At 53.2% G+C, this 12,130-nt stretch carries 10 protein-coding genes and 1 pseudogene; 10 read left to right on the plus strand and 1 reads right to left on the minus strand.

Annotated features, from left to right (window positions below):
- Window positions 1-79: 79 nt before the first annotated feature.
- On the minus strand, window positions 80-208 hold the full coding sequence (locus ABF86_RS13120) for a hypothetical protein (RefSeq protein WP_275689300.1): 129 nt from the start codon (window positions 206-208) through the stop codon (window positions 80-82).
- A gap of 56 nt (window positions 209-264) precedes the next feature.
- Between ABF86_RS13120 and putA the strand changes: the two genes are divergently transcribed.
- From putA to ABF86_RS09220, 10 genes and pseudogenes are all read left to right on the plus strand, one after another.
- Window positions 265-3,402, plus strand: coding sequence for a bifunctional proline dehydrogenase/L-glutamate gamma-semialdehyde dehydrogenase PutA (gene putA / locus ABF86_RS09175; RefSeq protein WP_160803564.1), 3,138 nt, complete (start codon window positions 265-267; stop codon window positions 3,400-3,402).
- Window positions 3,403-3,602: 200 nt separating this feature from the next.
- Window positions 3,603-4,064 (plus strand): ferritin-like domain-containing protein, encoded by a 462-nt coding sequence (locus ABF86_RS09180; RefSeq protein ID WP_074685054.1) that lies wholly within the window; start codon window positions 3,603-3,605, stop codon window positions 4,062-4,064.
- Window positions 4,065-4,165: 101 nt separating this feature from the next.
- Window positions 4,166-4,987 (plus strand): ceramidase domain-containing protein, encoded by an 822-nt coding sequence (locus tag ABF86_RS09185; RefSeq protein ID WP_160803565.1) that lies wholly within the window; start codon window positions 4,166-4,168, stop codon window positions 4,985-4,987.
- Between the two features lie 166 nt (window positions 4,988-5,153).
- A complete protein-coding gene (locus ABF86_RS09190) occupies window positions 5,154-7,106 on the plus strand; it encodes a hypothetical protein (protein ID WP_074685056.1) in 1,953 nt (650 codons plus the stop codon).
- A gap of 14 nt (window positions 7,107-7,120) precedes the next feature.
- Entirely contained in the window at window positions 7,121-9,010 is a 1,890-nt protein-coding gene (locus ABF86_RS09195; RefSeq protein WP_143032851.1) for a cytochrome P450, read from the plus strand.
- A gap of 158 nt (window positions 9,011-9,168) precedes the next feature.
- Window positions 9,169-9,738, plus strand: a complete 570-nt coding sequence (locus tag ABF86_RS09200) for a DUF4231 domain-containing protein (protein WP_074685058.1) — start codon at window positions 9,169-9,171, stop codon at window positions 9,736-9,738.
- 203 nt (window positions 9,739-9,941) lie between these two features.
- A complete protein-coding gene (locus ABF86_RS09205) occupies window positions 9,942-10,343 on the plus strand; it encodes a VOC family protein (protein ID WP_074685059.1) in 402 nt (133 codons plus the stop codon).
- Between the two features lie 246 nt (window positions 10,344-10,589).
- A complete protein-coding gene (locus ABF86_RS09210; protein WP_160803566.1) occupies window positions 10,590-11,159 on the plus strand; it encodes a hypothetical protein in 570 nt (189 codons plus the stop codon).
- A gap of 175 nt (window positions 11,160-11,334) precedes the next feature.
- A complete protein-coding gene (locus tag ABF86_RS09215; protein WP_011634882.1) occupies window positions 11,335-11,844 on the plus strand; it encodes a hypothetical protein in 510 nt (169 codons plus the stop codon).
- 57 nt (window positions 11,845-11,901) lie between these two features.
- Window positions 11,902-12,130 (plus strand): annotated as a pseudogene (locus tag ABF86_RS09220) (IS481 family transposase); the annotation flags it as partial.

Genomic DNA, 12,130 nt, shown 5'->3' on the forward strand with positions numbered 1-12,130 from the left:
ATCTCCTGGCAAATTTCCTCGGAGCCGCCAATTGAACTTACTTTCCCTGGAAAAAATTATCTTCTCTCCAGCAATGCTTTCAGTTCCTGTTTTCCCGGTCAATTTCGCTTCGTGTGTGTACGCCTGCACCATCAACTCCGGGAATGGCGCCTCGATCCGGGTTGCGAAGAAATACGACTGCAAAGAGTTCAGGAGTTTGTGCAGACACGCTGCAAAAATTCGCCGATCATTGTCTTTTACCGTTGGCCACAGAGTTATCCGCGCATGAGGATACATCCTGCGCGTGCCGCAATGGCGCACCTCTATCTTTGCGACGAAACCGAAGCCGTGAATGCGCTCATCCCGCGTGCACGGTTGAGTGCAATGGAACGGGTGGCGACGGAGGCGCTGGCGCGTGACCTCGTGCAGCGGATGCGGATGCAGCGGTGGCGCGGCGGGCTCAACATGTTTCTTCACCAATACGCACTGTCGACTGAAGAAGGTGTCGCGTTGATGTGCCTCGCCGAAGCTCTGTTACGGGTGCCGGACGCCGAAACACAGGACAGGCTGATCAGGGACAAGATCGGCAGCGTGCATTGGGAGAAGCATCTCGGGCAATCATCGTCGCTGTTCGTGAACGCCTCGGCCTGGGCGTTGATGCTGACCGGGCATGTGGTCAGGCTCGGCGAAGGGAGATCGGACTGGACGAATATTTTCAGCCGCATGGTGCAGCGCTTGGGCAAGCCTGTTATCCGCCAAGCAACGAGCGCCGCCATGCGCATCATGGGCAGGCAGTTCGTGCTCGGATGCACGATTGAGGAGGCGCTGAGGCGCGGAACGGAGGCGGCACGGCGTGGCTACCGCTTCTCGTTCGACATGTTGGGTGAGGCGGCCGTCACACGTGAAGACGCCGAGCGCTATGCACGCGTTTATGCCGGCGCGATCGCGGCGATTACATCGCACGAGGCACGCAAGGAGGCGCAGCACGGCGACATTTTTGCGAGGAATTCGATCTCGGTGAAGCTGTCAGCGCTGCATCCACGGCTTGAATATGTGAAGGCCGAACGGGTGCTGGCCGAGATCCTGCCGCAGCTGATGCCACTCTGCCAGGCGGCATGCAAAGCCAGGATCGGCTTTACGATCGATGCGGAAGAAGCGGACCGTCTTGATCTCCAGCTCGATATCTTCGAGGCTTTGAGCAGCACGCGAGAACTTGCCGGCTGGGAAGGTCTGGGCCTTGCGGTGCAGACCTATCAGAAGCGTGCGCCGGCGGTGATCGATTGGCTCGCTGCCATCGCGCGCGAGCACAAGCGGCGCATTCCGGTTCGGCTCGTCAAGGGTGCCTATTGGGACAGCGAGATCAAGCGCGCGCAGGAACTCGGCATCGATGGGTTTCCCGTGTTTACACGCAAGGCTTCGACCGATGTTTCCTATCTTGCCTGTGCGCGAATGCTGCTCGCCGACCGGAGCGCGTTCTTTCCGATGTTCGCGACGCACAATGCGCATACGCTGGCCGCAGTCAAAGTGCTTGCCGGCAATCGTTCCGACTACGAATTCCAACGCCTGCACGGCATGGGCGAGGAACTCTACGATCAGGCCGTCGGTGCTGATCATTCTGGTGTGCAATGCCGTATCTATGCCCCGGTCGGTCCACACAAGGATCTCCTCGCCTATCTCGTGCGCCGCCTGCTCGAGAACGGCGCCAGTACATCATTCGTCAACCGGTTCGCAGATAATAAAATGCCGATCGCCTCGATCATCGCGGATCCTGTAGATCAGATCGAAGCCATGAGCGCAAAACCGCATCCGCACATTCCGTTGCCGAAAAATCTGTTCACCGATCGCAAGAATTCGCGCGGCCTTCTCATCAGCGATCCGGCGCAGGCCAGGCTACTATTGAATGCGGTCGCGGTTGCGATTGAACACGGCTTCGAAGCGCGACCCTTGATCGGTGGAGAGCCGTATCCCGGTGAGGGTGCGGCCGTGTTTGATCCTGCGCTCCATTCGCGCCAGGTCGGCACAGTGTTGAACGCCACGCCTGATATGGTCACGCGGGCGGCATCCACGGCAGCTGCTGCGCAAGGCGCATGGGATCGCCTCGGCGGTGTCAGGCGCGCAGAGATTCTTGAACGCGCGGCCGATCTGTTCGAGCGCGACATGGCGGTGCTGATTGCACTTTGCGTACGCGAAGCCGGCAAGACAGTGTCAAACGCGCTCGCCGACGTGCGCGAGGCAATCGACTTTCTGCGTTACTATGCGGGGCTCGCGCGCGCCGACTTCGCCGAACCAAAGGTGATGCCGGGTCCGACCGGCGAGCGCAACGAGCTCAGTTTACATGGACGCGGTGTGTTCGTAGCGATCAGCCCGTGGAACTTTCCGGTTGCGATCTTCACAGGCCAGGTCGCGGGTGCACTCGCGGCGGGTAACAGCGTGTTGGCGAAACCCGCCGAGCGCACCTCACTCGCCGCCTATACCGCGATACAACTGATGCACGAAGCAGGCGTGCCGGGTGAGGTGCTCCATTTTCTGCCGGGCAGCGGGCGCGTTATCGGCACGGCGATGGTGAGACATCCGGCGACCACGGGCGTTGTTTTCACCGGTGGTACCGACACCGGGCATGTGATCAACCGCATGCTTGCCGAGCGCGCGGGACCGATCGTGCCGTTCATCGCCGAGACCGGCGGGTTGAATGCACTGATCGCCGATTCGACGGCGCTGCCCGAGCAACTCGTCAGGGACGTGCTGACCTCGGCATTCGACAGTGCGGGCCAACGTTGCTCGGCGCTGCGGGTGCTGTTCTTGCAGGAGGACATCGCCGAGCGCGTCATCAGCCTGATCAGGGGTGCGATGGCCGAACTCAGGATCGGCGATCCGATGAAGCTCGATACCGACATCGGGCCGGTGATCGACAGCAATTCGCTCGCCAAGCTCGAAGCGCACGCAAAACGCATGAGCCGCGAGGCCGGCTTCATCGCTGAAGCACCGCTCTCGGACGAAACCAGGGATGGCTTCTTCTTTGCACCGAGGGCCTATGAGATCGATGCGATCAGCCGGATCGAGCGCGAGGTGTTCGGTCCGATCCTGCATGTTATACGCTTCAAAGCAACCCGGCTGGATAAAGTATGCGAGGCAATCAACACGACCGGTTACGGCCTCACGCTCGGCGTGCACACACGCATCCAGGAGACCGTCGATTTCATTCGCGCGCGCGTCAGGGTCGGCAACCTCTACGTCAACCGTAACCAGATTGGCGCGGTCGTCGGCGTACAACCGTTCGGCGGCGAGGGACTCTCGGGTACCGGACCGAAGGCGGGCGGATCGCATTACCTCCATCGCTTCGCTGTCGAACGTACGGTTTGTACCAACACGGCGGCCACGGGTGGTAATGCCGCCCTGCTCTCGCTCGACGAAGCGGCACTGTAGAGCAAGGGACTCATGACAGGTGCAATGGTTTATGCGTAATAAATTTTAAAAAAGTATTTGTTTTTCCTATATGCTGATGTGGATGCAATGCTGTGCCTGGTCGATGCCTTGTAATTTTATGAAAGCCATGGCGGGGTACTCTGATGCGGCAAACTGGTGCACATGTTCCTTGAACGTTCATAACCATAAAGGAGACACACATGGATTTCGATAAAGACAAGGCAATCGCGCTGCTGAACAAGATCATGGAGCTTGAGCTTGCTGGAGTGGTGCGATATACGCATTATTCGTTGATGGTATTTGGTTATAACCGTATTCCAGTGGTGGAATGGCTCAAGGAACAAGCCGAAGAAGGCTTGCTCCATGCACATAAAGCCGGCGAACTTGTCACACTGTTGGGGGGGTATCCCTCACTTGCGATCGGCCCTCTGCTGGAAACGCACGTGCATGATATCGGCGATATTCTGCGAGAATCACTGGCGCATGAAACCCAGTCACTTACTGCCTACTATGCGTTGCTGGAGCTGGCCCAGAGTAAATCAGTGCTGCTGGAGGATTATGCGCGCGGTCTCATCGTCGAAGAGGAGATGCATGTGGATCAGGTTAATAAGATGTTGCGGCGAACGGGTAAAACAGATGTATACGAAACGCCAAAGAGTTGATTTGTTTCAGAATCGTCCGTGCATTACGTCGTACTGCACCCGAATACTCGCGCTTAATTGTCCCATTGCGCCGCTCCGCTCAGTGTAAGACGATGCCTGCCGTGGATATACCTCAGCATCTTGCACACAAAAAGCGACTGATATTCATCATCGTCATTGCGATCGCTAGCGCGATGGGCGTCTTTACGCAAGAAGCAATTCCGCAAGATCCGCACTACAACAATTTCGCGGATACCAGGTACTTTCTGGGTATCCCGAACTTCTATGACGTTGCCTCCAGCGTTGCGTTTGTTCTGGTTGGGGCTGTGGGTCTGGCGATGCTGAGATCCAGCAAGTCACAAGGAGCGCTGCGGGCTTTGCGGTCGGGTTATGCGGTATTTTTTATCGCCACGATATTCATAGGGCTGGGCTCAGCTTACTATCATCTGGAACCCGATAACGCCACACTGGTTTGGGATCGGCTACCCATGGCTGCGGCATTCATGGCATTTCTCTGCATCATCGTTGGAGAACATATCAGCGAGCGTTACGGCCGAAATTTGTTGATTCCATTGCTTTTATTTGGATCGTTGTCAGTTTTTTACTGGTACTTCACGGAGTTACATGGGCGGGGAGATCTGCGCTTCTACGTGCTGGTCCAGTACTTGCCTATTGTTCTGGTTCCATTAATTATGCTGTTGTTCCCCTCCCGCTTAAAACCATCAACGTTCATGTGGGCACCGCTTGCAGCTTACGTACTGGCGAAGGTATTTGAACTCGGCGACATGCCTGTCTATGATGCTATCGGCATCAGCGGTCACACACTGAAACATTTAATCTCTTGCATTGGCATTTTGTTCGTGGTGGTGGCGATTCGCGTTCGCGTACCCCGTATGTCCCCGGATTGCTTGCCGTTATCCCTTCCACCCGGCGTAAATTTATAGGCTGTTCGGATCATGTCAGGGCGCTGTTATTACAACATTGCACCGATAAACCGGACAGATTAATTCTTGTCCAATATATTCGATGCATTGTTATTATTTGACATTGTCATCATGAGAAAAAGCGCAGTAGAATAACTTTCCGCCAACTGTCTGGAAGGGGGCTGCAATGAAGAATCCAGGCTTTTTCACTTCCACCATGATTCGCTGCGCAATGACTCTGTTCATCCTCGCGGCGCTCATTTCGTGCAAAGATTCCCGGAAAGGAGACGTTCACCCACCCGACCAGCAGACTCTCAGCTGGGAGGAGGAGCGCGCACAGCGAGAACAGCAACAGGCTGTCTATTTGAACGATGCTGTCATCAAACGAATCGTGACCGACCGCGAAGCGCGTACACCTTGGTACAGCAATCGGTTGGGCCGCGAATGGTTTAATACCCGTCCACTTGCTTTCAACGGTATGCCTTATGTGCTGCTGCGCGCCGTAATTGAAGTTTATCCTGATATCTGGAAAGGACAGGGCTCGCTGGGTAACCTGGGGTTTGGTCCCCATCCGGATGACTATGATCCCGAATCGGGTAAGCTGCTTCCGCCAGAACAACGCCATCCTTTGCCTTATGGGCTTTTCACGGCACAGGATCCGGTAGTTCCAGAGGATAAACGCACAGATAACGTCTTTTTCTCTTGTGGCGCATGCCATACCGGCCGGGTCTACGTTAAAGATCGTATCCGCCATTTAATCGGTGCACCTAATACCGAAATCGAGTCGTCAGGATACGTTGGCCTGCTCTACGATACGGCCAAGAAACTCATTAAAGTGGACAGCCCTGACCCAGGCAAAATTCAGGTTGATTTTGATCAGGTTAGCAGAATTGCTGCATTCCTTAAAAACAGGATTGAGACTGACCCGGCCTGGTTTTACGGTGGTAAAACGCCTGAGGAGCGGTTAGCCAGTGCTGAGTACGCCAAGGTTCAGGTTACGCGTGTATTGGGTAACCTCGAAGAGGCAGTCAAGTTTCTGATTGGCCTGGCCAAGACAACGGAGCTTATGTATCTGGCCCAGGCCTCGAATCTGATGCACACGGATAAAGAGGGACAAAAAGCACCAAGTGCATTTGGTCCAACTCCCGGGCGCATGGATGCGTTTGGCACCGCTACTGGACTGGTCGCGGTGCATGCCAGACGTGACAGCTACCTGGCGCGTTTGCCGGATGATCATCCTTTCTTTGCAGGACTAGAAAATCTCCCACGGGAAGAACGTCTTAAAAAGGCCGGTGAGCGACTGTTTAATACGGCAAATGAATGGATATCTCATCTTCCAGGCATTTCCGATATCAAGAGTCTGTGGTATTCACGTGACCATGGCCTGGCTAACTGGGATGCGAATCAGGCAGCCGAGGCACGGGTACTCGCCTCAGGGGTTTCCTCGGGAGGTGATCCATCTAAAGTAAATGTCCGCATCCATAAGGCAATGAATCCGTTTATCAATGATTTGCCACCTTCTCCTTACCCCTTTTCCGTGGATCTTGATCTGGCGGCCAAAGGCAAACCTCTTTTCGAACAGCAGTGCGCTTCTGCATGTCATTATTCTCAGAATAAGAAGGTTTATAACATCGGCACTGATATGAACCGGGCAATGCAGATCACGCCGACGGCTCGTCTGGGATTGCTTGAATTGATCCGTGAGACTTGTGAACTTTACGTTGAACGGGGTGGCAGTGATTGGTGTCGTCCCAAACGAGGCAGTCGCGCAGCCGATGACGAGGCGTATTTCGTCACGCCGCGCGGTGAGGCATCGGGTTACAAGCCGGATGTGCTTCATGGTATCTGGGCTCAGGCACCTTATCTTCACAACGGCTCTGTACCAACTTTGTGGCATCTCTTGCGGCCTGCTGAACGGCCGGTGAAATTTATTCGCGGCAATATCAAATATGATGAAGAAAAAATTGGCTTTGTATGGGACAAGGCTCCTGCGCTTGATGAATACAGCCCTGGCGATGCTGTGCACTTTGCCGAGCATGATACAACAGTGCACGGTAATTCAAATGTCGGTCATGCCTACGGTAGCGAGTGGACAGACGAACAGGTGTGGGCAGTCATTGAGTACATGAAAACGTTGTAGAAAGGGGAGGCGATATGGCCAGGCAAAATGGGATGACAATAAAGGATCAGCTTTATGGCATGGTTTGCGGTTTCATCAAGCTAATCCAAATGACATCGGGAAAGAAGCAGGGCAACCCATCGCCGGGTAGAGAGGAGGCGCCCAATTCTCCACCACCGACTGCAAGCTTTCTGAGCGATATTGCGAATGCCGAGGCGAGTTCACCGTTACCCCCTCCGCCGCCCAGTCCTCCCAATCCTCCCAATCCTCCCAATCCAGATGATCCTAAGTACGCCAGCGATCCAGAAGTTTATCGCCGGGACAAGCAGGCAGCAGAAGCTGCAATTACAGCCTTCACCGCAGCCGCACAAGTACGCGGCGCTGCGGTTGCGCAGATAATCACTCAATGGTTGGCCACTTCACCTGATGCGATGTTCCAGGAACTCCTGGCGCAACCAAGAAGCACTATGCCGATCTTCAAACCAGCGATTGGTCCCGTAATAGTTATGCGGCATCCGGAAGTCATTCGATGTCTGGTGCGCACTGATCTCTTCACGGTGGATCTGTATGCCGCCGAGATGGCGCGTGCCACGGATGACAAAACCAGGCATCCAGATGCTTACACACATTTCATGCTCGGTACCGATCGCGATGATCTTTATCAACTTGATGACGTAATATTGCGACGGGCTGTGTCACGTAGCGACAAGGACACGCTTATCCGCCTGGCCCGCGAGGAGGCTGAGCGCTGGACACATCAGGCACAAGTTGAAGGCACTGATGAAATCGATGTGGTCGCAACGATCGCCAAATTCGTACCGCTGCGTATCGTTGGCGATTATCTGGGCGTTCACTATTGCGAGGCAGGAGCGCCTTCAGCATTGCCAGGATTACGGGGAGGAGATCATTTTGCCCTCGATGAAAGTCTGCAGAAATTTTTTACCTTTACCAGGATAAAAGAAGGCATCGTGCCGACCGGAGATGATCTGTTTGACTGGGTGAAGGATGCTTTTCGCAATATTTTCAATAGCATTAGTCCAGCTCATCCTAAATTTACCGAATATCGTGAGCGCGGCATTATCGCGACCGAATATCTCAGCGCCTACATTTTCGCACTGCTTCAGCACCATAAGGCACGGTTACAGCATGGTGAAATAGTGCCTGACACCATGCTGACGAGACTGCTGCGGATGCAGCTTGAACTGGAGCAAAATGCTGGCAAGCTGGAAGTGGAATTCGCCAGGCTGCTTGGTGCACCGCTTCCACAAGGTGAACTGGCACGGCGTCTTTCGGATTCAATGATCCGGTCGAATGTATTTGGTACAACCGTCGGTGCGGTAGTCAATCCCCAGGAAGCAACGGCGCGTATTCTGGATTCCATGCTTCGTTTGAAGGAGGATAAATACGAAGTATTGAACGATTCCAGCTTCGAACAAGCACTTTATTGGGCCGATGTGGAGCCGGACGAGCCGGATTATGCGGAAAGTCTGGAAAGGCTTCGCAAGTATGCTCTGGAAGCCTTGCGTCTCGAACCGCAAGGTGAGGTTTTATTGCGAGTGTGCGTACAAGACAACGATGTACTTGGTGGTGTCTCCCTCGGTAAAGGAACGGTTGTTTTTGTAGCCTATGCCGCAGCCATGCTGGATCCGGAAGTGGTGCCGAATCCAGCGGCCTTTGATGTCACGCGAGATGAACGGCTGACGCCTTACTTGTGCAATCAGGAACGCGCGAGCGAGGCGCCTCAAAGCCTGATTTATTTACAACACGGTTACGGGCGGCATAAGTGCCTTGGCCGCTATGCCTCGGAAATCACCATGCAGGAATCACTACGTGCGATGCTCAGAATCGGTTCCCTGGTACGGCGTGGCGAGCTTGAAATGGATGAGGAAAACTGGTTTGCCATGCGCTTTAAGATTGGCTTCTGATGATGGATGGGATGTGGATTATTAGATAGTAAATGAGTATTTCGGGACTGTTTTTAACGTAATGGTAACAACGCAGATAGTTTTTCAGAAGATACTTGGGAAAAACGCATTTGTTTTTCCTGTACACCAGATGCGCTCGATTTTTTTGCGGGGCGACCATGCTGAGAAAACCGAAAGACCATGAACAGATGCGGCTGGAGATGGGCAAGCTCATCGAGGTATTGGAGTTGCCGGAGCTGAATAAGCAGTTTCTCCGGGCACGGTGGCTGGAGCAAGTGATCTGGATGGATGAGAGGGCATGGAATTCCATCTTGTGGCATAACATTCTGCGCCTCACGACGATTATCGGAGGTGTGATCGTTCCGGCACTGGTCAGCTTGAACGTCGGTGATGGTGCTGCGGCCGCAATCAAGACGCTCACGTTCATCGTCAGTCTCGTGGTGGCATTGAGTGCCGCCGTGGAGGAATTTTTTCACTATGGCGAACGATGGCGCCATTACCGGCGTACAGTTGAGGCACTGAAGAGCGAAGGCTGGCAGTTTTTTCAGCTCAGCGGGCCTTACGTCGGTCAAACCCATGTCCAGGTCTATCCAGCCTTTGCCGCTCGTGTCGAGGAGCTTAGCCGTGAGGAAGTGGAGACCTACATGACGCAGGTGGTGGAAGAAAAAAAGGAGAAGAACGAGGACATCCATCACGAGACGGAGCAGCAGGCTGACCGGGCAGGTTAATTGCCGTCTAACAGATTTAATCCATATCAGATACAGCTTGCGGATCTGATTGAACCAGATTTCAGGAGTAATCCAATGTGCTGGAAACCTGCCGTCTTATTCAAGTGGAAACCGCATGGTGGTGGGGTATTACAGCACCTTTCATCCGTCCAGCCCGCCTCCCGCCAGGCGTTATCACAACCAACCTTTAGAAGGAGAGTCGCATGAAACGCAATCAAAGCAATCCCGTTGTCTGGTTTGAAATCTATGTTCAGGACATGGAGCGCGCCAAAGCATTCTATGAATCCGTATTTGCAGTCAAGCTGGAAAAAATGGCTGCCCCGACAGCAGAAATGAACATGGAAATGTGGAGCTTTCCCGCAGACAAGGATGCCGCCCATACCACTTACGGCGCATGTGGGATGTTGGTAAAAATGGAAGGGGCTCCTTCCGGGCATGGTGGCACGCTGATCTATTTTGCCTGTGACGACTGTGCTGTAGAAGCTGCTCGTGCAGCCGAAAGTGGCGGCAGCGTTTTCAAGGAAAAAATGTCCATTGGCAAACACGGCTTCATCGCACTGGTGCACGATACCGAAGGCAATATGATTGGTCTGCATTCCATGTGATAGATAGATGATCGAGACATGGCAATGTCAGATATTGCGCTCCAACCGGTGCATTCAACGCCCTGATGCAGATGAGAAAAATCGACATTGCGGCAATTGAGGCAGCATGCTGCGGTGAAAGCGGGTAGCACTACGCTGGCTCCATATTAGAGATCCAATGTGTTGAGTAGCGATTGCAGGCAATATGCTTGAACATGGGGGGGTAAACGGTTTTCAGCTGTTAAATACCAAATTGGGGAGGTCAGAATGACAAACCCGGAAGACTTGCAACGTGATACGGAAGCGGCACTCGGAGATGTAGAAAGACTTCGTACGGAGCTCCTGGAATTTTCGGAATTAGTGTCAATAAATCCAGCATTACGGGATTTGCGAATACCGCTGGCTGATGATCTGGAGGAATTTCGAGACAGAGTGGCACAGTTACTTGACAGAATCAGCCAGCTGCTCGAAGAAATTGGATCTTCAGCGTCTGGAAGATTAAACGGGGGATCTGCTTTTTCACTTGCAACACTTGCGAATGAGCTGAATGCACAGCTCGAATGGCTCAAGGGTGTTCTTGAACATATTGAAAACATGATTCAAGACGACACTCAAACAACCGCTCAGTGGTTTATAAACCAGGTGACAAACCCTGTACGTGCCGCGCTGAACAAAATAAAAACAATTTTAACCCCTTTGCTGAAGCGTTTCCTGTCAAAAATATGGCAGATTATTTCTAACCTGCTTACACCCAAAGAATGGAAACTGCAGGGGAAAGTGGGTACGGGCATTTTGGGGCTGGTGGATGTGGGCATAGAAATAACGTTTGGTCCATAAACAGTGAGATTCTGGCCCCCTGGAAACCTTGAATCTGGTTATGGCCAAGGGAGCCTCTGCATGAATCCCACAGGGTCGCGCACGTGAGTCATGGTATCTATCAGAAGTGTTTTCGCCGAAGGAGTAAATCACCACTCTTTCATTCTTAACCTGGCAGTTCTAAATGGAGGGCATCATGAGACGCATATATTTTTTGGTTCCGGAAATAGCTACCACCAAGAAAATTGTTGATGATTTGCTTCTGGCAAGAATTGAAGAGAGGCATATTCATGTGATTGCGAAGCGCGGTACACCACTTGAAGATTTACCGGAAGCCAACCTGTTACAGAAAACTGATTTTATCCCTGCCGTTCAGCAAGGCGTTGCGCTAGGGGGTGCGACAGGATTACTTGCCGGGTTGGTTGCTGTCGCACTCCCGCCTGCATCGACGGTCATTGCTGGTGGTATTTTGTTGGCAACCACACTGGCTGGCGCAAGTATTGGATCGTGGGCAGGTGGCATGATCGGCATGACGCTTGGTAATCGGCGCATTAAAGAATTTGAGGATAAGATTGAAGCGGGAAAATTGCTGGTGTTGGCTGATGTGCCTAAAGATCGGGTCGATGAAATTGAAGATCGAATAAGACTGCATTTACCTCAGGTCGAAATTATGCAAACAGAGCCCAGAATCCCTGCATTTCCTTAGATGTTTAGTCCCACGGTGTGCTGGTGTAACATATAACCAGCTACGGAGGGATGATTTATGGGACAGATATTACACGGAAGCGCCCGCACGACAGCGGCGGTGCGTCGAGCGATACAAAATAGTCAAGAGAGTCTGAATGTTCTGGCCAAGCGGCATGGGATTAATCCAAAAACGGTAGCGAAGTGGCGGAAGCGGGAATTCACCCACGATGCACCGATGGGCCCCAAAGAGTCGCACTCGACTGTTTTAAGTCTGGAAGAAGAAGCCGCTGTTGTGGCGTTTCGCA

Origin of the sequence: Nitrosomonas sp. GH22 (assembly GCF_009833115.1) — a bacterium.
GTDB lineage: Bacteria > Pseudomonadota > Gammaproteobacteria > Burkholderiales > Nitrosomonadaceae > Nitrosomonas > Nitrosomonas eutropha.

Coding starts and splice junctions, on each gene's coding strand:
- putA (WP_160803564.1), top strand. CDS start 265: ATGAGGATACATCCTGCGCGTGCCGCAATGGCGCACCTCTATCTTTGC.
- ABF86_RS09180 (WP_074685054.1), top strand. CDS start 3,603: ATGGATTTCGATAAAGACAAGGCAATCGCGCTGCTGAACAAGATCATG.
- ABF86_RS09190 (WP_074685056.1), top strand. CDS start 5,154: ATGAAGAATCCAGGCTTTTTCACTTCCACCATGATTCGCTGCGCAATG.
- ABF86_RS09195 (WP_143032851.1), top strand. CDS start 7,121: ATGGCCAGGCAAAATGGGATGACAATAAAGGATCAGCTTTATGGCATG.
- ABF86_RS09200 (WP_074685058.1), top strand. CDS start 9,169: ATGCTGAGAAAACCGAAAGACCATGAACAGATGCGGCTGGAGATGGGC.
- ABF86_RS09205 (WP_074685059.1), top strand. CDS start 9,942: ATGAAACGCAATCAAAGCAATCCCGTTGTCTGGTTTGAAATCTATGTT.
- ABF86_RS09210 (WP_160803566.1), top strand. CDS start 10,590: ATGACAAACCCGGAAGACTTGCAACGTGATACGGAAGCGGCACTCGGA.
- ABF86_RS09215 (WP_011634882.1), top strand. CDS start 11,335: ATGAGACGCATATATTTTTTGGTTCCGGAAATAGCTACCACCAAGAAA.